The sequence below is a fragment of the Bacillus sp. TH25 genome, assembly GCF_016650935.1.
GTDB lineage: Bacteria > Bacillota > Bacilli > Bacillales > Bacillaceae_G > Bacillus_A > Bacillus_A mycoides.
Map to the genome: position 1 here is coordinate 1,197,792 of NZ_JAEKEU010000009.1, position 26,758 is coordinate 1,224,549.

A 26,758-nucleotide genomic window follows, 5' to 3' on the forward strand; every position below is an offset into this window, starting at 1 on the left:
CACTACCTTTCAATCGATAAACCCTTAAGCATATGAATGCTTGGGGGTTTTCTATTAATAAAAAAAAGACGCCATAAGGCGTCCCCACAATTAGGTAGATAAGACTTTAGTTTTCCAATCTAAAGAAATTTTGTATCAGCTCTTTGAAAGTATATCATAATATCTGATTGGCTTATTACGCATTATTACATACTTTTATCAAATCCTCTATTTTCTATTTGATAAAATAGAATTCTAATATTACTAAAAATCAAATAAATATTTCTAAAAACCCTAAATATTTAAAAGGATAACAAAAGTGATACATTTAAGGTGCGATTTATAAAAAATATTAAAGGGGGAATAAAGCAGTATTAAAAAAAGAACTATTATAAGCGGTGGGCAGTTATACAGGTTATATGAACCTGAATTTTGTTGAAAAAGGATACTCATTTAAGTGTACTTTTTCTGACTTGGACCAACTTAATTTTAATAATATGAATGTTGGATGCAGATCCAATATGGGTATATTGAAAGGAATTACCAAGATTGCTTTAGGTATCCTAGCATACAGTAAAATCTTATTATTTAAATGAATTGTATTGCCTAAGCCAAAGGGTTGAAAAACGTATTTAAAATTGTAATACCTTTGCAGAGATAATAAAGTTATCTAATTAAAGTACCTGTTCGTTAAAATGAGTTTTTCAACAGATTACTATTTTAGGATGAATTCTGTAATGATACGGGGGCATTTGTCTATTAGGTTATCAGAAGGATTTAAAATCGTATATCTAAAAAATATAAACATATATATTTTAAGAGAAATGATTTTGAAAATATAACGATAAATGCGCTGGGTTTACTGACACATTTATAACCGAAAAAAACTATTCGAGACCAATGCTATCAGATACTACAATTCTACTGGCCATGTTAATTATTTCTCACTTGTAATAGGGGGAGTGTAGTGTTTTGAAATGTATCTGTTTCCTTATATTAACTATTATATCAACGGGCTCCTTACTGAAATAATGAAGAATCATCATTTGTTTATTCTGATTTCTGGAAAAGTTTTAATAGATTCATGCTGAACAAATATACTTTTTAGGAAGAGGAGAGATTATTGATGGATAATCAATTACTATATCAACAGCAAAAAAGAGAAAAGGCACTCGTGATTGGAGCTGGTATTGCAGGTTTGCTTACTGCACGCGTGCTTTCCAGTTATTTTGAGACAGTGATAGTTGTTGAAAAAGATGAGTTACCTCAAAAACCATCTGAACGTCCAGGTACACCCCAAGACTTTCATCCTCATCGTGTATTACCACGCGGAGAAATAATTATGAACCGTTTCTTTCCTGGATATGTTGATGATTTATTAAATCTAGGGGCCCATAATGTCAAGAATGATAAAATGATTCGATTTTCTCCTTATGGGGCACTTGAACTAGTTATAGAACGAAAAGGTGCAGCGAGCAGTCGAGCGTTGTTAGAATGGACAATCCGCCAACGTGTACAAGAAATTCCTAATGTACATTTTCATTCAAAGCAAGCGGTGACAGGTCTTCTAACTTCGTCTGATCACAAGCGCGTTATTGGGATCAATATTCAAGAACGAGATGAATTAAAAACAAAGCGAACTGTGTTAACTGATTTGGTAATTGACACATGTGGTCGTCAATCTAAACTCAATAAATGGCTTACATCTATGGGATATGATGTTCCAGAACCAGAACGTTTAAAGGTGAATTTTGGATATAGCACGAGATATTATAAAGTACCCCCACATATCAAAGAGAAATTGAGTGCAATTTCTGAAGGAGATCCTGCTAAAAGCGTGGGTGCTGTAGGACTATTATATATTGAAGATAACATAGCTCAAGCGCTACTATTTGTTGCTGGAGGTACGCACTATCCACCAACCAATTCAAAAGAATATGAAAAAGAACTGGATTCATTAGTTACCCCTATGATGAGGGAGTTAATCAAAGAGTTAGATCCAATTAGTGTCCCAAGAGGATTTAGAGCGCATGAATCAACTCGTCAACATTTTGAACAAATGGAAAATTGGCCATCTGGATTATTAGTGTTAGGTGATGCTTTTTGTAACTTTGATCCCATTTATGGACAAGGGATGACCGTAGCCGCCATTGAAGCTGAAATGTTAGATACTTGTTTAAAAGAACATTCTACTCATAAACCCGGATTCGAACGCAAAGTGCTGCAACGTATGCAACAGGCTATTGAGCCGGCATGGTGGCTGAGTTCAATTGCGGATTTACGTTGGGAAGGTGTTGAACATGTAGGAGCAGTTCCACTAAAAGGTGTGAAATTTACACAGAAATATTTTGATTTATATCTTAAACAAGCTTTAAAGCAAGCAAGGGATGGTAATTCTACCATGCTCCAAAAATATATAATGATGAATGGGCTAGTTTATTCGCCTCATGAAATCATTAACTCAGATATGTTAAGCATGTTAATCACTGAGGATGATACTTTGGAAGGGAATGAACTTTTGAACGAACTTGGAGAAGTAGATAAGAGATCACTGCAAGAAAGAATACATGAACTAATCCCTTCCTTTACATTAGCTTTTGAGAATAGCATTCCAAATCTATTCTCTTCCATTTCAATTTCTAATGCCAAATGAGGAAAAGGTAGTACAAATCAATGAATATTTGTATTAGATATACTCTAATTTTGTATATCTTACACACTATATCAAAGAAGAAACATAACCTCTTATTTTCTGCAGGTATATGTTTCTTTTTATCATTTTAGCCAAGAAGACTCCTTCCTCAAGGAGCGTGAAGGGTCACAGACCAGTGGGTAGGTGGGAGAGGAGGAATCATCTAATATATATTGGATGATACTTTTTTATTTTATGAACAAAAAGGCTATTGAAAGGGTCCTGATATGAATATCAAACCCTTTTCAATATGTATAATTATTTCACTGCCTCTTTTAATTCTTTTCCAGCCTTAAAAGCAGGTGCTTTTGAAGCCGCGATTTGCATTTCTTCACCTGTTTGTGGGTTACGTCCTGTACGTGCAGATCTTTCACGTACTTCAAATGTACCAAAACCAAGAATCTGTACTTTCTCTCCATTTGCTAACGCATTTGTTATTGTATCTAATAACGCTTGTGTTGCTGCAGCAGCATCTTTTTGTGTAAGTTCAGCTTTTTCTGCTACTACTTTTGTTAATTCTGTTTTATTCATTTTCTGCACCTCTTCATATGTAATTAGGTGACTATTATAACGTGTGATTACTCATGATGCAATTATACATAGGAAAAGCCATAGCAAGAGCTAGAGGACAATTTCTGTGTAAAAGGCATAAGAAGGATATTAATTATCGCGCTAAACTCTGTTCATATTTCTTTACATCTTCCATAGTTTTAAATATTAACACATCAAAAACTCCTTTTTCATTCCCACATACAACAACAAAACCATCTGTTGTTTCCAGAACTCTACCGACGCCACCATCTGTAAGTGTAATACTGGTGAGATGTTTTACGTTCAGTTTTTCTTCTTTTCGAATGTAAGTAGTTATGGGGGTTCCTACAGGAAATGCGTCTGTGATCTCTTTTGTTGTATATGTGCCATCATCTATTGATTGAGTTTTAGCTGTAATAGAATCAGTTTGAGTGGCACATCCTGTTGAACATATTAAAAGAATTCCAGTAATAATACTTACACAAGCTGTTTTTACCATTCACAAAATCCTCCTATAACTGTTCGTATTGTCAACCCATTTAGGGTAACAAATTATATATACGAAGTTTGTTGGATTATATGAGTCGTGATTCAACAAAGATACAGGTATTTTGGCAGAATGTGTTTCAAGCAAAAGAAAAGACACCCAAAGGTGCCTTCCTGCGACTGGAACCATCGTAATATGGTATTGGATGCCAATCCAATTATTATTTTATCACATTAAGTAATTTTGGTTGTTGAGAAATATAATTCAAATCTATATATTGTTTACTTTTGCTTTATAGACATGATCTAGCAATTGTTTAACAAAAAACTGCATATCTAATTGCTTAAACTGTTCAATAGTTCCAGCCAAGCCATAGTTCAAGATAAAGGCCCTCTTGAAGTGTAGTAGGATATATGTATATTCTTATTATATGGAATAATATAACTAATTTGGAATAAGAAAAGAGATAATCCTTTTATTTGAGGCATTTTCTTTCTCAAATTCCCGATTAAAATGAAGAGGTTAAGAAGGGGAGATGAAATTTGCTAAGATAAAGTTGTTTTAGTAAGTTTGCTTCATTGTTGAAGATTATTTGTTCCAATAACGATTTTGGATTCATTTGCTGTTAATACTCCATAAACAGTTCCTTTATATTTTGCGGTTAATGTCATGTAATCTGTTGAAATTTTTATTTTTGTAATTATCATATTATTCTAAATTTCTAACCTCCATCATTTGATAATATTCCCCTCATAAACTTATTTTTCATGGTAAAATATTCATAAAAAAGAATTTGTGAGGAGAATAAGGGTTGAAGCAAAAAAGATTAATACAAGACCTTCAAGGGCTTTATGCTGATAAAAAATTAATACCATTTGTTGGTGCAGGTTTATCATATCCTTTTAAAATTCCTACATGGGGACAAATGATTAAAGAGATTTCTAATCGATTTAAGGATGATGAAAGCTTTCACAAGCCAGTTGTAGCATTAATTGAAAAAGGTGATTATGATTTTGCCCTTCAATATTTAATGAATATCTACTCTTTAACGGAAAGGGACATTCAAGAAGAAATTAAAAATATAATAAGAGAGAAGCGAATACAACTTGATGCTCCTCGATCTCATAACTATGTGGATTTAGCAAATCTAGATTTTAACACTGTAGTTACTACTAATTATGATGATTTTTTACGAACCTACTTAGGCCAAAAAGGATTTATAGCTCAAAATTTATGTTCTACTACTATTAGTGCCGAAGAATTGAATGATCAGAGTTTTACAAAGAGAATTTGGCATTTACATGGAGACATCCATGATACTGGAACAATTGTTATGACCAATCAGAAATACCAAGATTTATATTCAAATAATAAATTTGAAAGATTTTTCTCTTTGCTATATGCAAATTATCATTTTTTAATGATTGGTTTTTCATTTGATGATGAATATATTAAAAATTTCTTTGAATCTTATGTTACGGATTATCATTCAAAACATTATCTTATTTTAAATAAGCCATCACAATCTCTTATACAGGATTTAAACAGTAGGTATCGAGTTGAGGTGTTAAGTTACGAAGCTACAACCGATGAAGAGCATGTGATAGAAATTCGTAAACTGTTGGAAGAAATAAGTAAAAAAAAAGATAGTGGTGAAATAGATAATTCATCTTCCTCTGGGGGTAGCCATTTTTTAGAGAAGTTAGAATTGGAAGATAAAGAAGAATTAGATAGGAGTTTATTTTGTAAAAAGATAAAACTTGAAGAAATTGATAAGTTTACTTTGGAGTTAAGTAAGGATTATTTCTTTCAGGCAGAATCTTATCTTAGGTATTTGAGAAGAAATAATTATGAGGAAGGGTTTATTAGATCTCTTTTAAGAATAGTAGATATAAAGTATAAAGAGCTATATAAAGCTGAATACTTACCAAAAGGTGAGAGTCAGATATTAATAGATTCAGTACATTCAGCATTGAATTCAGTAAATTATGGACGATACGAAGAACAAATGCATAAGATTAAACCTCTAGAGTCAGAAAATAAGGGATTTGTGCATATACTTGCTGATGATATAAAAGAAGATGTTTGGTGGGGAGAGAAGAGGGAATTGGATGTCTGAACTTACAGGAAATGAAAGGAAATTACCATTATCAATCGACTTTCTATACAATAATAATCTATTAGATATGTTCAATATGCTGTGTGTATTGTATGAATTCCGTGAAAGGAGAAACGGTGTATCTGTAGACGAATTGACATTTTATTTAAGTATTGCTACTTCAGATAATTTCAAACATATTTTAAAGGTTTTTGAACAAGAAAATAAGGATATCTATTCAAGTGTTGAAAATAATTATTATTATTACGAGCCTAAAATTAGATTATTAATATTAAAAGCAAGTAACTTAGAATTAATATCTTTTATACCAACTAAAAAGAAGATTGATTACAATTTTAAAGTGAAAATTTCTTTAATTGGTATTGAAAAAATAGAGAATTTGGAAAATATATTTTTCAAACATTTAATTTCGAGGATGGAAAAAATAAAATTACAAGTGAAATTTAATAAATCCAATTTATCTATATTGCAAGGTGGAATCTTATGAACAAGAAAATAAAAATAAATAAATTAATTATTGAAGGAGATGAATATAAAAGAACCATATCATTCGATAAATCTTTAACGATTATTTCTGGAGATGGTTGGTCGGGGAAATCTTTAGTTCTTAAGTTAATAGATTACTGTTTAGGGAAGAGGGACAAATTTAATTTTAATGTACAAGAAGAATTAGGATTATATTGCAATGAGGTTTATTTAGAAATTGAATTGCCGGACCAACAAATTACAATATTAAGACCACTAAAGAAAAATCATACAAAAATTTACTTGTATTATTCTACTTATGATGAAAGAAAATCTTATTTACCAAAGGTTATAGATTATGGTGAATTAGGAGCTATTTTGTTTGGATTATTAGATATTCCAATTATAAATAGGATTAAGAGTAAGGCGAAGTCAAATGAGAAAACAACTGAGCGCCTATCTTTTAGAGACATTATGAGGTTTGCTTTTATCCCACAACAAGAAATAGGAACTAATATTTTTTTAAAGAATAATGATAAATTTACTTCTTATAAGAATACCCCGACGTTCGAATTAATACATAACTTGTTAAGCCCAGATGCAAATAGTATAAATGAGGAAATAGCTAATACTACAAATTTAATTGAAAAATGTAAGAAAGATATTAATACATTTCAACAGTATTTAGATGTAAGGGATGCTGAAGATATTATCCAACTACAAGAAGATATAGATGAGTTGAATTCTAAAATTGAAGATAAGCAATCCGAAAAACAAGGATATGTATCTGCATATAAAGAAGCTAACAAAAAGCAGTCATCAATGTATGAAAAGCTAAAACAGGAAACATTAGAAGTGGTTAACAAAAAGAAAGAGATTCTTAGGCAGAAAAGAGATTTAAACATTTCTTTAACAAGTAAGGAAGAGTTAATGACTCATTATCAGGAAGAATTAAAACAATTAAGTGCTACTGTGGAAGTTATGCATTTAGTAAAGATTGAAAATCATATAAAAAATTGTCCATTATGTAACTCTGAACTTATACATAAAGATGAAGATATATTTGATTATAATCTTACTGATCAATTGAGAAAACAATTAGAGGGAAAAATAAAAATCTTAGATAATACAATTGCCCTAGTAAATGAAAAAATAAATGATTTAGAGAAGGAATATGCTAATTTTGAAAACCGAGAAAAGGTTCTATCTATTGCATTAGAAGAGTATACTCAAAAAATATCTATACCAAATTTTTCTGAAATTGAAGTGATTAATCGAATTATAATCGAATTAGATAGTAAATTAAATTCATATAAAGAGTTAGTAGGGGTACATAAGAAAATAAGACAACTTGAGATAGAGGAAGAGGAATATAAAAAGAAGCTTGGAGTACTAGAGGCCTCTTTGCAGAGTTTACTGAATGAAGTGGAAGATAAGGAAGTAATATTAGAATTTTTGAATAAGAAATATATTGAATTATTACAGAAATTTAAATATCCTGCGACAGCAGAAAAAGCATATATAGATGAACAATCGTATATGCCATGGTATAATAATGCAAGTGTTTTTTCACATGATAGTGGCGGTCTATTGATGAGTATACAATTATCCTATTTAGGAGCAATCTTACTCTGGAAAAGTAAATTTCCAGAGAGACAAAATCACCCTGGATTTCTGCTATTAGATTCATTAAGTAAATATATGGGGACTAATAGTGAAGGTGAAAATGCAGATACACTAGATCCAGAAAGTTATAAAGCAATTTATGAATTCTTAATTAAGTTATCAGAACATATACAAATAATTGTAGTGGAAAATACCCCACCTCCATTTGTACAAAAATACAATAAGTATAAATTCTATAGAACAGAAATGCGTGGGCTTATTAATCCTAGGTTAAATGAGAAATAATTTTTTATAATGTACCAAAAACTCGCTAAAACTAGCGAGTTTTTATTTTTTAAAAGTTTTTTTCGAATTTGGTTTCCGTTTTGAGATGTTCTATATATAATAACTTTTGTAAGAAGGATAAATACAAAATTTTACAATTAGAAGTGTGATTGAGATGAAAACACAGTACATGGTTAGAAAGCACAGAAAAATAATGCAAAAACAGTTTAAGAAAACAATAGATACGTTCGATGGTATGTCTGGACAACCTTATTTTGGAGAAAAAGTGGGGGAGTCTGTGTATCTTCAATACTGATACTTTTAATTAGAAGAGGATTTTCTTGTTTTCATTTTTGAGTATTTTAAATACACTTTGGATGAAAAATCGCATACATAAAAAGTTCCTTCTTCCTCTTTGTACTTTTCATGGAGTACACTTCTTTTATCATCGAAAATAAAATTGTGTATTAATTCCAACTCTTCTATTTGTTCTTCACTTAAATTTTCTACAAGATATTGTGTTTTATGTTTATCTATCAGTTGTTGATTAAGGTATTTATAAAAAAAGCTCATAAACAAAGGTATGAATATAACGAATAATATAAAATCCTCTTTGTTATTTTGTATTATATTAAAATTGATATTGAAAAAAGCCCAATAAAAAATCATAAAATTGATCATGTTGAGTATGGCAAGCCATCTAATAGCATTACAGAATAGACCGTATTTTTTAGGTTTAATAAAGGGCAGAATAGCTGTTATTATTACCAGTATTAGAAATAAGGAATAAAAAGAGAGTTCAATCCCTTTATGTAATGGTTTTAAAATCAAAAAATAATTATTTGGTATCCTAGGAATGAAAAATTTAAAATAAAGTGCAGGGAGAATAAAAACAAATATTCCTGAAAGGGCTATACTTTGCACAAACGTAAAAATGTCCATTTGCTTACGTTTAGTTTTATCTTTAAATAATTGATCAAATTCTTCGGTTGTAGACGCTTCAAGATAGAGGTTACTAAATCCTTTTATAATCCCCAAAACTCCTACAGCTGCACCTACAATTTTAGCTATGTCAGCAATTTCGTTAAATGACATGTATTTATAAATCCTCCTTTTGGGATGGTTTGAAATATTTATTATTATATCACTATTTATTAATATTTAGGTATCTGCTATGCATAAATCCTTTCTAAAATTGAGATTAAGTATTTTCATAACATTTTGTGGAGATATTCAATCAAGGATTTAATGGGAAAGGGCTTCTGAAAACATACGACTCATTACATAATCAAATGTTTAATCAATCTTATAGAGCAGGAGCACTGACATGCATAGTGTTATTTTTCCAATTCAGTAGAACTTTAATGAATTCGTTATGCTTCATGCCTTATATAAACAAAGATGAATAGCCCAAACAGAATCCACCTTTTTTGTATCATGAATTGCAACAATTTCTAATAATCATATAATCTTTCCTCATATTTTTATGTTTCTGTTTGTTTTTTAGGGAACTTTGCAACAGAACAATGAATAGCAGAAATTGTTAGTAATGTAATTAGAAAACATTTTTAAAGAATTGGGCGAGCCACGCATGATGTTATGAAAAGTTTATGATATATTTATCTAATATGATAAATATATGTTAATAAATTTACGGATTCTATTATGAAGCGAAAAGATTCATAAGTTTAGCTACCGATTTAATTAAAAGGAGATGAAGCATTCAATGCTATTTGAAAGTTTTATAGATGAGTGGAGAACAAAAGACATTAATTTTGTAGTGGATGTTGTAGAAAAATTTTGTATTAGAAATAACTTGAATGGTATAGATGGAATAAATGGTTTGCTCAGTTATGTGAAAAAGATTATAGCAGATGAAAAGTTTGAAGAGAATAAGCCCCTATTAAAATCTTTTGGTGAAACTGCATATACTTTATGGGCATTGGATAAATTGGAAAACGGTCATTTAGCAGATACCGTTGCTAAAAATATGCTGGTTGGTGGAGATTTTGGCGAAACAGGTGCCTATCAGTCCGGCGAAACTGGCAATTATTTTAGAAACTTTGAACTGCAATTAGCCATTGCAGTAAGACTACTCGAAGGTGGTCTAAGCTTTAATGAGGGGGGGGAGGGGGAACCCGATTTTATTTTAAACACGGGGACATTTGTAGTAGAAGTAAAGGCACCTGCTTCTAAGTTAGCTCTTTTACAGAACATAATAAAGGCTGTTAAACAAATAGAAATGTCTGGGGAAAAGGGAGTGATTATTGTAGTTTTAGATCATATGGTTGTACGAAATATGGTACAAGGTGTGATGGAAGATTTGCCTATACAAATTCAAGATATTATTTTGTCAGTTTTACCCAAAGATCCTGATTTTAATACTATTGGTGTCATTGCTGAATGGGTGAATTGGGAAGAGGATGATCAACATTTATCAACTATTCAACCAATTATGAGCAATTATAAATTTATTGATGTAGAGAATCGAGAAATTATAAAAAAGGTTTGGCAGGCACTCTCTATAGATGATATATCTGAATTTCCTATTTTACATAGAGAAACACAGAATAGTTTCAACTATAATAAGGATTTAATACAGAATATCGATATATCAAGGGAAGGCAAAGAGTTTTATCAGTCTATATGGGGGGAAGATTAAATAAGCACGGATGATGCCACTTTTATCAACCAATGGTTCTTGGCGAGTCAAGGATGCGTATTTGAAAGTCAAAGATCAATGGACGTACCTATACCGTGTTATTGGTTCAAAAGGAAATACAATTGGTTTTTATTTAAGCAAAACAAGAGATCATAGGGTTTACTAAAGATATAATTAATGATTAAGAGAAATAGCTAAAAATGAGAATTGTAGACAAATATTCGAGTGGAGAAGTAATAGATTTAGATATTGGTGATCTAACGGAAAAAGAGAGAATAAATTTTGAAGAAATGGTTATGGATTATAAAACAGTAGATAATCGTATATATCAATAAAATAAGAATTACTACTTTTTACAACAAAAGAATGGAGAGAATGTACTATTGGAAATTTTGAATTTTATAAAGCAAAATGCTTTCTTACTGACGGTAGTGAGCATTTGCTTAAGTATCTATTTTTATCGAAAGAACAAGAAAAAGAAAGAATTATCATATCAAGAAATATCTACGACACCGCTAATTACACAAATGCATAAAAGAGTTAGTATTCATATTGATGATATTGAAGTTAAACATAATTTGAATTTGGTTATATTAAAAATATCAAACAGTGGTAATGAACCTATAAGAAAAGAAGACTTTGAAACGGATATCTTAATCAATTTTACAGATTACTATAGAACAGCCAAAGTGTTTGATGCAGAAATATATAAGAAGAGTCCAAATGATTTACAATGCATCATTTATAACGATAATTCTGGAGAAAATTTGGGAATCAAACCTTTGTTGTTAAATCCAAAAGATGAATTAACTGTAAAGCTCCTTGTAGGTGATTATGATAAATTAGAATTATCCAGCAGAATTGTTGGTGGTAATATCATTCGTATAAACAAAAAAACTAAAACATGGAGAGAGAGACTCAACGAACCTAATTTAATGTTTGCTTTGATCTTCGTTGCCTTTATACTGAATTATATATATCAAATAGTAACCACAATTTACAAGTGATACTATAAGAAAAGGGTAGTGACAAACTACTCTTTTTTTTTAACAACTAGAAGTTCGCACGAAATAATAATTTGATACGGTTTCTACAACTATGACCCCGGAGAGGGTCGAACTCAAGACCTCCCCCTGTCAAGGTGGCGGTCTTTTAAATAATCTAGTCTTCTCTTTGTATTATAAACTCCCAAAACCTTTTTAATTCCTCACGCTTTTGAGGAGTCGCATTTTTTATATCTTCAAACCATTGATAAAGCTCAGGATCTTGTACGTCTGTAATTTGTCTTATTTCAGTTGTACCAAGGAGGTAATCAATAGATACTTCAAAAAAGGTGGCTAATTTTATCAATGTATTATAATCAGGTTCTCGATTTCCTTGTTCATACATTGCATATGTAGTTCGAGCAATCCCTAGTTGTTTTGCCATGTCTTCTTGACGCAGTTTGCGTTCTTTTCGAAGAGTGTGTAGTCTAGTGCCAAACATATGCTACCTCCTTTTAGGTGTTTTCTACATCAATTATAACGTCACAATATGTAACATTTAATAAAGTACACGAAATGTGTAAAAAATATTGATTTTAAACTTATTATTATGTAATATAATCATTAGTTACACATTTTGTGACAATGAAAGAGGGGGAATAATGAGGTTTTGGTTATTGGAAAAACGTAAAAATAAAGAGAAAACACAAGATTATATTGCATATAAGGCAAGAATATCTAGAAGTATGTATGCAATGATTGAAAGTGGTGAAAGAAATCCAAGTGTTCCTGTCGCAAAGAATATAGCTAGGGTACTAAATTTTGATTGGACTCTTTTTTTTGAAGATTAATGTCACGATACGTGTAATTAATAGGGTGAGAATTTCATTTCTATATTGTTTTCCTAAAACGAAATAATTTATTAATTATTTTTAAGAAAATATTAGATAAGGGAAGTGTTTAAATATGAATATGAAAACATTTGAAATGCGTGAAAAACGATTAGCAGAACTATTAGGTGCAAAAGTACTATGGGAGTTTATAAGTGCTGTAACAGAGGAAATTGAAAAGCAGGAATTAGAATCTACACCAGGTTTACTAGAAGATCTATTCATACATGTAAAAGAAACTATTCAAATTCAAAATATGAATCAACGCATAACAAAAGCCTCTGTAAAAACAGAGGCTGATGATATAAATAAAGATACATTATTTATGGAAGCATATGTAGAATTAATTAATCATAAGTTTATTATTTCTGAATTAGCTGTAGAGCTTTCATCTGTTCTAAAAGAATTAAATTGTTTTGTTCAATCATCTTTGCCACAGCTTCAAAGTGAGCTTGATTCTCAAGAACCTCAATCTGCTTCTCTTTAGGAAGTGATTGAAGTATTTCTTTTATTTCTTTACATTCGTATAAATTATTCTGCGAGTCTTCAATTAATTTATTACGGCGATTGGTGTATTCAAGTGCACCTAAAGTCGCTAATGCTCGAGGATCTAATCCTAGAATTTCCATGTATTCCTCTCCTTTCCTCTACAATAATTCGATAGGGGAAAGGAGATTCCTTTAGTAATTTAGTATAGTCTTTATACAGTTATACAAATTGTTAATGATTAGTGAGCATGTTATTTAGCAGGAATACAATTGAATTAGACTTAAAAGAGCTTCTTAAAAGGAAGAGAAGAAAGGGGAATCCAGTAATTCTCACTCTTTTCTTAAATGCTAAATATGACACGCTTGTTTCCTTTTATCATGAATTTTAAATGGGATTCTTTAAGGAAGATTAGATAGCTATAGGGTATGTAATATGAATAGATAAATGAATTGAAAGAGACTTGTAACCATCAGTATTATAGGTATATTAAGGGGTTATCAGGCAATATGTTTTAAAGTGTTTAAGAGTGGGAATCTATGTATCGCTCGTTACTTAAGAAGTAAAAGATTAGACATTAAAATAGGAAAAAGTTTTTAAGCTACTTGTATAGATGAAATAATGGAGCATAACAAATTAAAACACGATGAAACATGTTGAAATAAATAGAAGGGGATCTTGAGGTAGGCTAAGGAGAGAAATAAGGCATGCTGAGAAAGTGGCTATTGAATTCGAAGAAGTTAAAGTGTAAAAGGTGTCACTTATGTAAGAATATCTATTTCTATTTTACTCTATATAAAAAAGAAGCTGTACAAAAGTACAGCTAGACTTCTACACAAATTTATATGGCTTTAATGACGAATTGGGATTGAGGTATATATAGTAATTGAGCTGCTAAAGAAGTTGTCGTGTTAGCAAATGGGTATGTTTCCTTATAAGGAAAATTACTATACACTATTTCATTCATTTCCAAGGTCGTAAACAGTTTTTTAAGAATGTTTTGAGAGATTTTATTTGTACAAGCAGCAATAAAATCAAAATCTTTTTTACTTATTTCTTGAATTGCATGTGAAAGAAGGCTGGTGACTATCCCACTTCCCATCCACTCTGGATGACAAGCGCCCATGTCTAGATAGACCAATTTTTCTTTATCCAAATGAGAAAACTCAATAGATTCTGTTTCTAATGTATCTAAAAGTTGAAAAATAGGATCCATTTGTGGGCATAGTTCATTTGCCTTATCTTTATCTATTAGTGGCTGGGTTACTTTTCTTGTTAAAAGAACACCTACAATTTGAAAATTATCTATTGCTACAAATGACATTGCTTGAGATACAGCTTGCTTTATCATTTCTTCGCACATTTTGTGAAAAGGAGCAAAGGGAATTTGTAAACTGCTTACAAGAGGTTCGTTATTCACAAAAGAATGTGCAAGTAAATGTGCTGCATCTTTCACGTGGTGTGTATCTAGTAGCTCTATATTCATATGTTTTTCCTCTTTTCCTGATATAGTTAATAGTAATTATAAGAATAAAGGTTTTTATTTAATCTAGTTAAATTTAACTATTAAAGCGCTAACAAATATGATTATTAAACATATGAATAAATCTGTTTAGTAGCAATCGAAATATGTCCATAAAGAAATGATACGATATCATCTAAACATTCAACAGTTGTATATGGAGAGATAGAAAAGAATTTTAATGTGGAAATCGGATTTCTATCACTACTGTTTATTACATCTACTACACAAGAACGAGTTGTATCACCAAAAAATACTTGATCGCGATTTTTTCCTAGATAATTAAATAGTTCTATATTTAATCGGTTTGTATCCTCAATCTCTTCTTTTGTTGCAAGACCTATTCGTTCTTTTTCCCAATTTTCTTGGCCATCTCCATTCATATAGAAACGGAAAGTTGTAATTGGTCCATATGTAAAATCATTTGTGATTGCGACCTGAGGTAGAGCCTCACGCAACTTCTCTCTAAATAATAAATTTACACGAATATAATTTGCTAGTAATTTTTGATATCCTTCAACACCAAAGGCTAATAGATTGATATACATCGGAATAGCACTACCAGCTCGTGAACATTCTAAGGTATAGCCTGTATGATAACTCCCATAGGATCTATTACCGAGATAAGGTGTATCATCTTGTTCAATGTCCATCAGTTGTAAATCAGTATGATTTTTTACGATTAAAATACTTGAAGCATAAGGTGTTTGTCCTAATTTATGAAAATCAAAACATACACTGTCTGCAAGGGACATATATTGCATTTTATCTTGTACGTATTGTAAGGCATTTTTTACATTAGGTTCAAATGAGAGTGAATTTTCTTCAAAACTATAATTATTAAAGAAACTATAGAATCCGCCCATCGCAGAATCCCCATGGATATAAATAGGTTTTAATTTATATTTTTTTTGTATTGCTTCAGCGCTCTCTTTAATTTTTTTATATCATCAATGGTAAATGTATCTGTTGACCCCATAGTAGCTAGAATATAAAGGGGGATACCGCCATTTTTAATAACTTGTATCATTTTAGCCTCTAAATCTTCTATATCCATAGAATTTGTATAAGGATCAGTCTTCACTTTTATTAAGTGATTTGACCCTATGCCAGTTGCTTCAGCTGATTTTAATAAACTATAATGTGCATTTTCAGAAGCAAAGCAATAAACATTTTGTGGAGCACCATGTTCTTTTGCTAATGGGAATTGTTTAGAAATTGCTAAACGTAAGCTCGAAAATACACAACCTTGTCCACCCCATGTTGTATAACCACCGCTATTATGTGGATTATAACCAATCAGTTTTGAAAGCATGGATACAACTTTTACCTCTGCTTCAGCTGCCCCTGGTCCATAGACATCCCAAACGCCATTACCATTTAAAAGTGCCATGGTTAGTATACCCAATAGTGATGGAATACTTGGTAGTGGTACAGCATTAGACAAGTAGTATTTATTGGGATAAGGATGGCCATTCATAAATTGGTTTAGCTCTTCTATAACCTCAGACATAGTGATTCCAGCTAGTGGTATATGACTTTGGTGAATTAAGCTATTATAGTATCCTTCTGATTTTTCCTCACATTTACCTAAAGTAGCTCGCTCTTCATTTTTTAATTGGTCAAGATTTTTAATTATTTTCTGCATAGATTCTAATAAAAGTTGTTGTTTTTCTTCATTTCCGTCAACGCTCGGAAATAGTTTTAAAATATCTTGCATGCAGTCACTTCTCCTTGTAAAAAACTAGATTTTTATTTTACTTGGTTAAACATAAGGGTATAATAATTTGTAATTGCCCTTTTGAATCCTTAGAAATGAGGAGCTATTTAGAAAAAAATGTAATTCCATAGAAAATTATATGAACTATGGAATTTAAAGTAAAGAAAAATTTTTTGATTTATTATTAAAAAAGTAATTGTGAGATAATGAAGTTTCTAAAAATATATCTGAATTAATTGTTTATTTAATTTGCATGTTGCCCTAGCGTGTATTCAACTAGTGTAGTAGATATTTTAATATAATGTAGAACGTATTATAAGGTAGTTGAATAAAAGGGTTCAACTACCTTATAAACTGTAGAAATTGTTGGGGAAAGATAAAAAAATAGGGTGGAAGTGCTAAAGATATGTTCTAGTGGAGAAGAAGTAGTATGGATTTGGTAGCAAAATCAGCATAATTTTTTTGGAACAATAATTATTCGATCAAAGATTTTTTATGAATTCAATTTCATTATTTAATAATAATGGGCGAGTCAAATGTGAAGAGTTTTCTTCAACCTGATTAGAATTTTTTGCACAAGGAATAGCAACTGAAACGGCTGGGTGACTTAAAACATAACGTAAGGCGATTTGCGCGAGACTTCGATTTGATCGTATAAGTGAACGTAATTTCTCTACTTTATTTAAGCTATCTTTAAACCAATTTTCTTTTGGCCAATCTTTTCTTAAATCGTCGTCTGGAAATTGAGTTTCATAATTAAATTTCCCAGTTAAAATCCCCATCTTAAGTGGACCTCTAATCACAGCACCTAAATTATGTTTTTCAATATAAGGAAGGATGGCTTTTTCAGGTTCTTTATGTTATTAGAAATATGTATAGTGATCAGTTGGAATATTATTGAATTTATTTTCGGGATATAAATTAGAGTGTATATTTTAATAAATATATATGAGATTACTTTATAAAAAGTAATTAGAATTATTAGTTAAATGATTTTTTATGCTTGAATTGAATAAAAGTATGAACTTTTACGGTATAAATATGAATTTTATTCATCATTTTAATAACTATGCAATAAGCGAAATAAATGTTGAATTTAGTCGGAAAATATACATTTACAAATCGTAGAATATGTACATATAGTTGTAACTGTAAATATTATCCGTTTTAAAATATTTATAAAAGGAGAAATTCATATGAAAGAAATACAAAAGCAATATGAAATTGTAGAAGAATTAGATGCTACAGTAGGGCAAGAAGCATTATGGATAGCTCATCAAATGGAATTAGAAAATGGAATGAACAATGAAGCTGCCCTAATAAAGCTAAAAGGAAATCTTCAAATAGAGACTCTAAAGAAAGCGCTTACTTTAATGGTGCAATCTCATCCAGCGCTACGTACACTATTTATTAAAAGGGACGAAAAAATTAAACAATTCATTCAAAAGAGTATAGATTTTGATATACCAATTAAGGATTTAACTGCTTTTAAAAACACAGAACAAAAATTTATTTTAAAAAAATTCTTTGACTCTATAGTGAATGAGAAATTTAATTTAGAAGAAGGGCCTTTGTTTAAATTCCACATCATTAAATTGTGTGAAGATGAATTTATTTTACATATGATTTTTCATCACATTATTTATGATGGATGTAGTTTAGGAATTTTTATCCAACAATTGTCTCATACGTATTGTGAATTACTTCAAGAAAATACGGGTTTAGTATTAGAATCTCCTTATAAGAGCCTTGTAGAATTTGAGGAAGGTTTTATTGAGTGTGCAATATATAGAGAAGGATCATCCTATTGGAAAGATTATTTACAAGGTGAATTACCTCCTACAGAGTTTCCTGCTACTATTAATAAAATGAATGAACCGATATATACGAATGAAAATATAAGCAAGAATATTGATGCCGATCTATTTTATCAAATACAATGTTTTGCTAAAAGAAATAACATAAGTGTCTATCGGGTTATGTTAAGTACTTATTGTGCCTTGCTTCATCAAATGACAAACGCTGAAGAAATTATTGTAGGTATTCCAATTAATACTAGACCACACACGGAAGAAGGGAATGCTTTTGGTTATTTTGTTAATACATTACCAATACGTATAACAATAGAAAAGGGGGATACATTTAAGGGGATACTTAACAAGGTGAACAAATCTGTTCATTTGGCTATTAAGTATAAACATAATCCATATTCACATATAGTAAAAGATTTAAATCTAAATAATAATACACATCATAATATGATATATTCAACAGCATTTAATACGGTAAGGATACCTCAATTGAAAATTCCAGATATTGAGTCCACAGTTTTAACAGATTGTAAAAGAGTAAATCCTTTTAACATGACCTGGAGAATAATGAGATATGAAGGGGAAACAGAGAATAAAATTGAGGTTGACTATAATTCAGCGTTATATAAACCAGAGAGTATGAATGATTTAGTTGAAAGATATATATATTTGTTACAAAAACTAATGAAGAATGTAAATGAGCCTATCCATTCATTGGATTTACTTTTAAAAAAGGATCATCGTTTATACAAAGATATAAACTTAAATACTCTTGCATATCCTAATTCAAAAACACTAGATCAATTAATCGATCTACAAGCATTAAAATCGCCAAATCAAATAGCGATTTCAATGGGGGATAAATCGATTACCTATTATGACTTGCAGCAAAGGTCAAATCAAATTGCGAATTATTTACGTGAAAATGAAATAAAAAAGGGACAGCGTGTAAGTATTACTATCGTGAGAGAGATCGATACAATTGTGTGGATTCTAGGCATACTAAAATCAGGTGGAGTTTATGTACCAATTGATCCAAAGTTTCCTGAAAAAAGAATAGAATATATATTAAAAGATAGCCAAAGTCAAATGATTATTACAAAGAAAGAATTCAGGGGATTAATTGAAAGTTTTGCGATTCATACAATTTATCTAGAGGATTTTCATTACACTAATTCTATAGAAAATATTGCGTCTACACATACCATAGAAGATGCAGCTTATATTATCTACACGTCAGGTTCGACAGGTTTACCAAAAGGAGTAGTTGTACCACATAGAGGAGTAATTAATTTATCATATTCATTAATGAATCAATTTAATTTAGACAAAAATGATGTATTTTTACAATTTGCAACAATGATTTTTGATGCCTCCATTATGGAGATGTTTCCTATTTTGTTATGCGGAGGAAGAATGCATTTAATTTCTGAAATGGAAAAACGTTCTGCAGAAGAATTTATAAATGTAATTAACAAGAATGGTATTACATTTGTTCTTTTACCAACTGCATTTTTTAAATTAATAGCTGATATGCCAAAAGAAATCTTGCTTACATTAAATTCTTTAAAATGTGTATTTGTGGGAGGGGAAACCATACCTGCTGAATCAGTTCGTAAATGGCAAAGTAAATTAGGGTTAAAGATTCCAGTTCTTAACGCATATGGTCCTACTGAAGCTACTGTATGTACAACCATTTATGAAGTAAATCATGAGATAAAAGAAGAAAGTTCTAATATCCCAATAGGTAAACCAATTGCTAATAGTAAAGTTTTCGTGGTCAGTCCGTTCAACACGTTATGTCCGTCAGGAGTAGTAGGTGAGTTATTCATTGGTGGTGATGGGGTTGCCAAAGGATATATAAATCAAAAGGAAAAAACAGAAGAGGCATTTATTTCTTTCGAAGAATCCTATAATCGCGATAAAAAAATGTATCGTACTGGGGATTTAGTACGTCTTTTACCAAGTGGGAACTTAGAATTTATCGGAAGGAAAGATAATCAAGTAAAACTACGTGGGTATCGAATTGAGCTTGATGAAATTGAAAGAGCATTATTTAAACACCTAGAGGTAAAAGATGCAGTAGTAGTAACTTATCAAAATGACAAAATCGCTAGCTTTTATTTATCAAAAGACAATACAGAGATAAAACAAGAGGACTTAAAAACATTCTTAAGTGAAAGTTTACCAGATTTTATGACTCCAAATTATGTATTTCACCTTAAAACATTTCCATTATCACCAAGTGGTAAGATTGATAGAAAAAAATTAGAATTACAAATCCCATCTTTACTTGAAAATATGAAGAATCAATATGTACCACCAATAAGTGAAACAGAAAAAAGGTTGGTAAAAACATGGTCAGAGATTTTAAATTTAGGGAAATATAGAATCAGCAGAGATGATGACTTTTTTAAACTTGGGGGACATTCATTAATTGCTGTGCAAGTGTTAAATCAAATTCAAAAAGAGTTTCATTTGAAAATAGAAATTAGAGATATTTTTGAGCATACAACAATTGCTAGTCTATCTGCTTACATTGATAAATTAATGGAAGTAAATACGGATAGAGAAGAACATGATATGCAAGTATTAAAGGTTGCAGATAAGGAATGTTATAAGTTATCTAGTGCTCAAAAAAGAATCTGGTTTTTAAATAAGTATAACGCTATTAATAGAGTATATGATACACAACTACACATAAATATTGAGCCAAGTTTAAAAAAGAATATTTTACAAGACGCCATAAGATTTTTAGTTGAACGACACGAGATGCTACGAACAGTGTTTATTGAAAAAAACGGGGAGCCTAGACAGGTCATATTAAAATCAATATCTATTGACCTTATTCACGATGATATTGAACACATAACTAAAAAGGAACAACAAGAATATATACGTAGAACAATAAATCAAACGGATCATACACCATTTGATTTGGAAAATGGACCACTTTTCCGGATTAGAATTTTTAATCTTGATAAGAAAAGATCCTATTTATATATCAATTTACACCATATTATTACCGATGAGTGGAGTGTAAGGAATTTATTAGATGAATTAATGAAGGTATATAATGCCTTTGCTAATCGAAGAAATCCCGAGTTACCAACTATTCCTAATCGATATGTGGATTATGTTGAGTGGGAACAGAAGCAGCTAAAATTAGGCCGGTGGGATACAGAAAAATCTTATTGGATGACCGAGCATGCAGCGCCTCTTCCCCTACTAAATCTTCCGTTAGATTTTAGTAGGGATCGTCAAAGTACAAATAAAGGTAAAGTCTTTGAAATGAAGTTAGATAATAAAATGAAAGAGTCTTTGAAACAAGTATGTGAACAAGAGAATGTGTCTATGTATATGCTATTTTTGGCAGCATATATACAATTGTTACACTATCTAACGGATCAAAAAGATATTATTGTAGGTACACCGGTTGCCGGAAGGAATTATCAGGAATTTGAACAAATACAAGGATTTTTTGTAAATACTTTAGCTATTAGAACACAATTAAATGATGTGAAAAATTTAAAACAACTAGTACAAGTCGTTAAAGAAAAATGTTTGAATTCTTTCCAAAACCAATCGTACCCATTTGATAAAGTAATTGAGCAAATAAATCCTGATAGAAGTTTTGGAAATAACCCTATCTTTTCTACAATGTTTAGCTATCAGAAAGATATTTTGCAACAGCATGATGCGTACAAGCTTCAATTGTTACCTAATAAACAAGATGTTAGTAAGTTTGACATTTCTTTAGCTGTTGAAGAAGGATCGGATTATGTAGAGATTTCATTTGAGTATAATATTAATCTTTTCAAGGAAGCGTCAATTAATAGGTTTACTCAAAACTTACTTAATATACTGGACGCATTTATTCATCAAAGAACAGTGGCATATGAGAATCTTTCATTCCTATCACTGGAAGAGGAATCTCTATATAGAAAGGTAAATCATACAGAAAGACCGTATCCTTATTTTCAAAATATACAGGAGCAATTCTATAAGCAAGTAGAAAGACAATCAAATAGGATTGCTATAGCGACTGAAACAGAGTCTTTAACATATAGACAATTAAATATGAATTCTAATCAAGTAGCTCAACATTTACTCGAAAAAGGTATAAAAACAGGTGACAAAGTAGCCATATTTTTAGATAGAAGTATCAATAGTATTGTCTCTATGATTGGAATATTAAAAGCTGGCGCTGCCTATATACCAATCGATGTAAAATACCCCGAGGATAGAATTAATTATATAGTAAGTGACAGCGAGGCATGTAGAATTATAACGAATTACAAATACAAAAATCATTTGAATTCAAGTAATTATAACGTTTCAATAATAGAGGATATATATCGTACGACAATAAATGATGATGTTAAAATTTTAAATAAACCAGATGACTTGGCATATGTAATTTATACTTCAGGGTCAACAGGCAAACCAAAAGGTACATTATTAACTCATAAAGGAGTATTAAATTTAGCTGAATGGAGAAATGAAGTATTTCATATTTCCCCAAATGATAAAGTAACACAGTTTTATTCCCATAGTTTTGATTCTTCTGTATCGGAAATTTTTTCTACCTTGTTAAATGGGGCGGAACTATATTTATTAAGTGATGAACAGCGCTATTCAACTGTCGCATATGCTCAGGCTATTCAAGAAATACAAGCAACTATTTCTGACTTACCCACAGTATTTTTTAATGAATTATCGACTTCATTAACTAAACTGGATAGCGAAAAGATACGTTCTTTAAGATTCATGATAATGGGAGGGGAAGCTGCATCCACAAATGCTATTAGGAGTTGGCAAAATACTTTTAAAAACCAAGTGCAACTGGTAAATGAGTATGGTCCTACTGAAGCAACTGTTTCAGCGATGTATTATTTCATACCTGTCTTAGAATGCGAAAATAACCTTTTAGGAAGTATACCGATTGGTATTCCAATTTCTAATACAAAGGTTCATATATTGAACTCATATATGCAACATTGTCCGTTAGGGGGCATGGGCGAATTATATATTGAGAGTTTAGGATTGGCCCAAGGGTATTGGAAACAGGAAGAGAAAACTAAACAGGCATTTATTTCAAATCCATTTTCAGAAGATAATAGTAAAAGGGTATACCGAACAGGCGATTTAGCAAAGTGGTTACCAAATGGAAATATAGAATTTATGGGAAGAAAAGATAAACAGGTTAAAATTAGAGGGCATAGAATCGAATTAGGGGAAATAGTAGATGCAATATTACAATTTAAGGGGATAAGTCAGGCTGTTGTAACACAAACAAAAGATGGAATGCTATTGCAAGCTTACTATAAAACAGTGGACGGTATAGAAATAGAGAAAAATAAGTTAGCAATACATTTATCAAATGTATTGCCAGAATATATGATTCCTAAATATTACTCTCATGTATTAGAAATACCAATAACGGCTAATGGGAAAATTGATTTCGAAAAACTGCCAGAAATAGAGTTTGATAATGAGAAAAAGGATGATTGTATACTTAAGCCCCAAACTAAAGTGCAAAAAAACATTGCAAAAGTATGGTCTGAAGTTTTAAACATAAAATCTATTGGCTTAAAAGATGATTTCTTTAATTTAGGTGGGCATTCTTTAAAAGTTATGCCGGCATTAGTTAAATTAAAACCGTTATATCCTAACTTGAAAATTCAAGACTTCTTTAAGTATAGAACAATAGAAAAATTAGCCTCTCATATTGAAGAGATGGAAAATATGTCGTTAAAGAAAGAGAAAAATTTTAATGTAGCATGTATTGAAAATGAAACGAAAACGAATCCGGTTTATAAAAGAACTAAATTAGAAGAATGTGAGTTAGATATGGTGAATTATCCAAAAGCAGTTTTCCTTACAGGAGCAACAGGATATTTAGGCGCACATATTTTAGAACAATTATTACAGTTGCCATCTACGACTATTTACTGTTTAGTAAGAAAAAATGAGAATCAAGTAATTGATGAAAAGTTAAAAGAAAGAATGAGATTTTATTTTGGTAAAGAAATTCTTCAAAAGTTGGAGGAGAGAGTAGAATTAATTGAAGGAGATTTATCTTTGATAAATCTAGGTCTTGATCCAAAGAAAGTGGATCATTTAAAGAGTAACGTAGAGTCAATAATACATTGTGGTGGAGAAGTTAGACACTATGGAGAACGTGAGCATTTTCAAAAGGTAAATGTTCAGTCTACAAAATACTTATTGGAATTAGCTAAGAATACAAATGCACGCTTTCATTATATATCGACTTTAAGTGTGGTAGGACAAGCTGAAAGCGATCCAAAAGAATTTAAATTCTTTGAGTCTAATTTTGATAGAGGGCAAAATTTAGATAATGTATACTTAGAAAGTAAGTTTCAAGGCGAGAAAATGGTCAGAGAGGCAATGGAAAAAGGAGTTCGTGCTACTATATACCGTGTGGGAAATTTAGTGGGTAACTCTAAAACGGGTAAATTTCAATTCAATATTAATGAAAACGCTTTTTATAGATTATTGAAAGGTATATGCTTATCTAACATAGCACCTGAAATCAATACGTATGTAGATTTAACACCTGTGGACTATGGAAGTTTAGCCATTACTGAACTATCTTATAAGGCCAACACAGTAAATAAAACCATGCATATTTGTAATCCAACTCAGCTTAAATGGGACCAATTTATTAATAGTTTACAAGTTTTCGGATACGATTTAATGTTAATGAGGCAAGAAAAGTATATAGAGAAGTTTTTTAATACTAGTCTAACTACTGATGAACAGAAAGCTTTAGAGCTCATAATGCCTTTATTAGAATCTGTAGAAGAGCTATCAGTAGCTATACCATCTTGTTTGTATACGCAAGGATATTTGAAGAATGTACATTGTTTAAAACCAAATCAAGAGTATATCAATTTGTTATTAAATTATGCCATGAGTATAGAGTATTTACCATTAATTAAAGAACCAATACTGTTATAGCATATACTATCGATTTTGAACAGATTGGTCTATAAATATGAAGTTTTGAATGTTCGTTTACTTCTCCTTAACGTTTGGAAAATTAAAAAGAACTTGTAGTTTTATCTACAAGTTCTTTTCGATTAAAAGGTTTATACATTTAGTTGGTTGGATAATATTTCAATTCTTCATATTACTAACAGAAGAAATTAACTAAAACAAATAATTCTTTTCAATAAGAGAAAAAATACAGTTTTATATTAAGACCAAACCCATTGATCATCAGTTAATGTTTGAGAATCATTAACTTTTTCCGGTGGCCATTTTTACGTAGATTGATATTAATGCTCAGGATAAATTCTTCTACATGCCATGCGACCTAATTCTGGAGAAGAAGCAATCATTGCGGCAGAAGCCACGGCAGTCATCCCAGAACTTCCAACAGCAGCAGAGGCTCCAATGGTTGCAATAGTAATTAAATATATCAAATTAATTTTGTATTAAACTTTTTTGGTGAAGCCTTAGAAAACAAAAGAAATTGAGTTAATAAATCCCTTTTTATGGTGAAATTAACTTGAATGATATCTTCTGTAAATCTGATTATACGAAAATCGATACTTAATTTCATGCGGGGATGAGAGAGAGGGACAAAATGAAATTAGCAATTCAAACTAAAAATTTAACAAAGTCTTTTGCAAATCAATCCATTGTAAGGGATATAAACTTATCTGTTCCAGAAGGAAGTTTATATGCTTTTATTGGACCAAATGGTGCAGGGAAAACAACAACAATGCGAATGTTATTAGGATTAATTCCATCAGATGAGGGAACGATATTGTTTGATAATAAAGATATAAAAGAATGGAAAGAAGAATTATTTGAAAATGTGGGTTGTTTTATTGATTCACCTACTTATTATCCTAATCTAACAGCATATGAAAATTTAGCCTATGTACAAAAAATGATTAATAAATCTTTAGATGAAATAGATAGAGTATTAAAAACTACAGGAATATATAAAACAAAAGATAAAAAAGTTAAAGATTTTTCTTTAGGAATGAAACAAAGGCTAGGTATTTCCTTTGCTATTCTTAATAACCCTAAAATACTAATTCTTGACGAGCCAACAAATGGATTAGATCCAGAGGGAGTACATGAGATAAGGCGTTTATTACTTCATTTGGTAAAAAATGAGGGGAAGACTATATTTATTTCTAGTCATAATTTAGCTGAAATTGAAATGATAGCAGATCACATAGCATTACTACATAAGGGTAGCTTACTCTATGAAGGGAAATTAGACAGTATTATTACTTCTAGAGAATATATCATTCATGTTAATACTACTACTTCTACAGAAAGAATTTTAAGTAATGAAGGTATACCTTATAGTATTGAAAAAGAAGGGGTATTCAGAATAACAATAGATCAAGATAGTGTTCCTAGTTTAACCAGAATATTAATTAGAAATGATATAGATATTTTTGAAGTTAGCCCTAAAAAGCCAACATTAGAGGAAGTTTTTTTATCTTTCACTAAACAAAAGGAGTTATTATAA

The 26,758-nt window shown here is 30.6% G+C and carries 16 protein-coding genes and 3 pseudogenes; 12 read left to right on the forward strand and 7 right to left on the reverse strand.

What is annotated here, in order from left to right:
* The first annotated feature begins 1,105 nt into the window (after window positions 1-1,105).
* The gene (locus tag JFT89_RS10495) at window positions 1,106-2,632 is read left to right on the forward strand and encodes an FAD-dependent oxidoreductase (RefSeq protein WP_201039915.1); all 1,527 of its coding nucleotides are present in this window, start codon (window positions 1,106-1,108) and stop codon (window positions 2,630-2,632) included.
* 297 nt (window positions 2,633-2,929) lie between these two features.
* Here the strand turns inward: JFT89_RS10495 and JFT89_RS10500 are convergent, their stop codons facing one another.
* Both JFT89_RS10500 and JFT89_RS10505 read right to left on the reverse strand, forming a co-directional pair.
* A complete protein-coding gene (locus JFT89_RS10500) occupies window positions 2,930-3,202 on the reverse strand; it encodes an HU family DNA-binding protein (protein WP_001043941.1) in 273 nt (90 codons plus the stop codon).
* A 133-nt stretch (window positions 3,203-3,335) separates the two neighbouring features.
* The gene (locus JFT89_RS10505) at window positions 3,336-3,701 is read right to left on the reverse strand and encodes a hypothetical protein (protein WP_201039916.1); all 366 of its coding nucleotides are present in this window, start codon (window positions 3,699-3,701) and stop codon (window positions 3,336-3,338) included.
* A gap of 799 nt (window positions 3,702-4,500) precedes the next feature.
* Between JFT89_RS10505 and JFT89_RS10510 the strand changes: the two genes are divergently transcribed.
* Genes JFT89_RS10510 through JFT89_RS10520 form a run of 3 tightly spaced genes read left to right on the forward strand, consistent with a single transcriptional unit; the run spans window position 4,501 to window position 8,184 of the window.
* Window positions 4,501-5,808 carry an ABC-three component system protein gene (locus JFT89_RS10510; RefSeq protein WP_201039917.1) on the forward strand — a complete coding sequence of 436 codons (1,308 nt, stop codon included), beginning with the start codon at window positions 4,501-4,503 and terminating at the stop codon, window positions 5,806-5,808.
* On the forward strand, window positions 5,801-6,295 hold the full coding sequence (locus JFT89_RS10515; protein ID WP_201039918.1) for a hypothetical protein: 495 nt from the start codon (window positions 5,801-5,803) through the stop codon (window positions 6,293-6,295). Before JFT89_RS10510 ends, JFT89_RS10515 begins: the two co-directional genes overlap by 8 nt.
* Window positions 6,292-8,184, forward strand: coding sequence for a hypothetical protein (locus JFT89_RS10520; RefSeq protein WP_201039919.1), 1,893 nt, complete (start codon window positions 6,292-6,294; stop codon window positions 8,182-8,184). The genes JFT89_RS10515 and JFT89_RS10520 overlap by 4 nt, the downstream gene beginning before the upstream one ends.
* A gap of 300 nt (window positions 8,185-8,484) precedes the next feature.
* Here the strand turns inward: JFT89_RS10520 and JFT89_RS10525 are convergent, their stop codons facing one another.
* Window positions 8,485-9,258 carry a hypothetical protein gene (locus JFT89_RS10525; RefSeq protein WP_201039920.1) on the reverse strand — a complete coding sequence of 258 codons (774 nt, stop codon included), beginning with the start codon at window positions 9,256-9,258 and terminating at the stop codon, window positions 8,485-8,487.
* A 631-nt stretch (window positions 9,259-9,889) separates the two neighbouring features.
* Between JFT89_RS10525 and JFT89_RS10530 the strand changes: the two genes are divergently transcribed.
* The 4 genes and pseudogenes from JFT89_RS10530 (at window position 9,890) to JFT89_RS10540 (ending at window position 11,832) form a co-directional block, all read left to right on the forward strand.
* Window positions 9,890-10,825 (forward strand): hypothetical protein, encoded by a 936-nt coding sequence (locus tag JFT89_RS10530; protein ID WP_201039921.1) that lies wholly within the window; start codon window positions 9,890-9,892, stop codon window positions 10,823-10,825.
* Between the two features lie 19 nt (window positions 10,826-10,844).
* Window positions 10,845-10,982 (forward strand): annotated as a pseudogene (locus JFT89_RS10535) (DDE-type integrase/transposase/recombinase); the annotation flags it as partial.
* A 43-nt stretch (window positions 10,983-11,025) separates the two neighbouring features.
* Entirely contained in the window at window positions 11,026-11,160 is a 135-nt protein-coding gene (locus JFT89_RS30480; RefSeq protein WP_265328786.1) for a hypothetical protein, read from the forward strand.
* A gap of 48 nt (window positions 11,161-11,208) precedes the next feature.
* The gene (locus JFT89_RS10540; RefSeq protein WP_201039922.1) at window positions 11,209-11,832 is read left to right on the forward strand and encodes a hypothetical protein; all 624 of its coding nucleotides are present in this window, start codon (window positions 11,209-11,211) and stop codon (window positions 11,830-11,832) included.
* 154 nt (window positions 11,833-11,986) lie between these two features.
* Here JFT89_RS10540 and JFT89_RS10545 read toward each other — a convergent pair whose 3' ends face one another.
* Complete coding sequence (locus tag JFT89_RS10545) at window positions 11,987-12,310, reverse strand: helix-turn-helix domain-containing protein (RefSeq protein WP_201039923.1); 324 nt, start codon at window positions 12,308-12,310, stop codon at window positions 11,987-11,989.
* Between the two features lie 160 nt (window positions 12,311-12,470).
* On the opposite strand from JFT89_RS10545, the gene JFT89_RS10550 reads away from it, so the two are divergent.
* Both JFT89_RS10550 and JFT89_RS10555 read left to right on the forward strand, forming a co-directional pair.
* The gene (locus JFT89_RS10550; protein ID WP_078205477.1) at window positions 12,471-12,659 is read left to right on the forward strand and encodes a helix-turn-helix transcriptional regulator; all 189 of its coding nucleotides are present in this window, start codon (window positions 12,471-12,473) and stop codon (window positions 12,657-12,659) included.
* A gap of 115 nt (window positions 12,660-12,774) precedes the next feature.
* Window positions 12,775-13,185 (forward strand): hypothetical protein, encoded by a 411-nt coding sequence (locus JFT89_RS10555; RefSeq protein ID WP_201039924.1) that lies wholly within the window; start codon window positions 12,775-12,777, stop codon window positions 13,183-13,185.
* 840 nt (window positions 13,186-14,025) lie between these two features.
* On the opposite strand, the gene JFT89_RS10560 is transcribed toward JFT89_RS10555, so the two are convergent.
* The 3 genes and pseudogenes from JFT89_RS10560 to JFT89_RS10570 all read right to left on the reverse strand — a co-directional run.
* Entirely contained in the window at window positions 14,026-14,670 is a 645-nt protein-coding gene (locus JFT89_RS10560) for a GNAT family N-acetyltransferase (RefSeq protein ID WP_201039925.1), read from the reverse strand.
* A 104-nt stretch (window positions 14,671-14,774) separates the two neighbouring features.
* Window positions 14,775-16,426: pseudogene (locus JFT89_RS10565) on the reverse strand (pyridoxal phosphate-dependent decarboxylase family protein).
* A 482-nt stretch (window positions 16,427-16,908) separates the two neighbouring features.
* A pseudogene (locus JFT89_RS10570) lies at window positions 16,909-17,286 on the reverse strand (aldo/keto reductase); the annotation flags it as partial.
* A gap of 336 nt (window positions 17,287-17,622) precedes the next feature.
* Here JFT89_RS10570 and JFT89_RS10575 point away from each other — a divergent pair.
* Both JFT89_RS10575 and JFT89_RS10580 read left to right on the forward strand, forming a co-directional pair.
* Entirely contained in the window at window positions 17,623-25,221 is a 7,599-nt protein-coding gene (locus tag JFT89_RS10575) for a non-ribosomal peptide synthetase (RefSeq protein ID WP_201039926.1), read from the forward strand.
* Window positions 25,222-25,852: 631 nt separating this feature from the next.
* Window positions 25,853-26,758 carry an ABC transporter ATP-binding protein gene (locus JFT89_RS10580; protein ID WP_201039927.1) on the forward strand — a complete coding sequence of 302 codons (906 nt, stop codon included), beginning with the start codon at window positions 25,853-25,855 and terminating at the stop codon, window positions 26,756-26,758.

Bases quoted from the DNA above. Each gene is read 5' to 3' on its own strand.
- JFT89_RS10560 (WP_201039925.1), bottom strand. From the start codon at position 14,670: ATGAATATAGAGCTACTAGATACACACCACGTGAAAGATGCAGCACAT.
- JFT89_RS10580 (WP_201039927.1), top strand. From the start codon at position 25,853: ATGAAATTAGCAATTCAAACTAAAAATTTAACAAAGTCTTTTGCAAAT.
- JFT89_RS10515 (WP_201039918.1), top strand. From the start codon at position 5,801: ATGTCTGAACTTACAGGAAATGAAAGGAAATTACCATTATCAATCGAC.
- JFT89_RS10530 (WP_201039921.1), top strand. From the start codon at position 9,890: ATGCTATTTGAAAGTTTTATAGATGAGTGGAGAACAAAAGACATTAAT.
- JFT89_RS10505 (WP_201039916.1), bottom strand. From the start codon at position 3,701: ATGGTAAAAACAGCTTGTGTAAGTATTATTACTGGAATTCTTTTAATA.
- JFT89_RS30480 (WP_265328786.1), top strand. From the start codon at position 11,026: ATGAGAATTGTAGACAAATATTCGAGTGGAGAAGTAATAGATTTAGAT.
- JFT89_RS10520 (WP_201039919.1), top strand. From the start codon at position 6,292: ATGAACAAGAAAATAAAAATAAATAAATTAATTATTGAAGGAGATGAA.
- JFT89_RS10500 (WP_001043941.1), bottom strand. From the start codon at position 3,202: ATGAATAAAACAGAATTAACAAAAGTAGTAGCAGAAAAAGCTGAACTT.
- JFT89_RS10545 (WP_201039923.1), bottom strand. From the start codon at position 12,310: ATGTTTGGCACTAGACTACACACTCTTCGAAAAGAACGCAAACTGCGT.
- JFT89_RS10495 (WP_201039915.1), top strand. From the start codon at position 1,106: ATGGATAATCAATTACTATATCAACAGCAAAAAAGAGAAAAGGCACTC.
- JFT89_RS10575 (WP_201039926.1), top strand. From the start codon at position 17,623: ATGAAAGAAATACAAAAGCAATATGAAATTGTAGAAGAATTAGATGCT.
- JFT89_RS10555 (WP_201039924.1), top strand. From the start codon at position 12,775: ATGAATATGAAAACATTTGAAATGCGTGAAAAACGATTAGCAGAACTA.
- JFT89_RS10550 (WP_078205477.1), top strand. From the start codon at position 12,471: ATGAGGTTTTGGTTATTGGAAAAACGTAAAAATAAAGAGAAAACACAA.
- JFT89_RS10525 (WP_201039920.1), bottom strand. From the start codon at position 9,258: ATGTCATTTAACGAAATTGCTGACATAGCTAAAATTGTAGGTGCAGCT.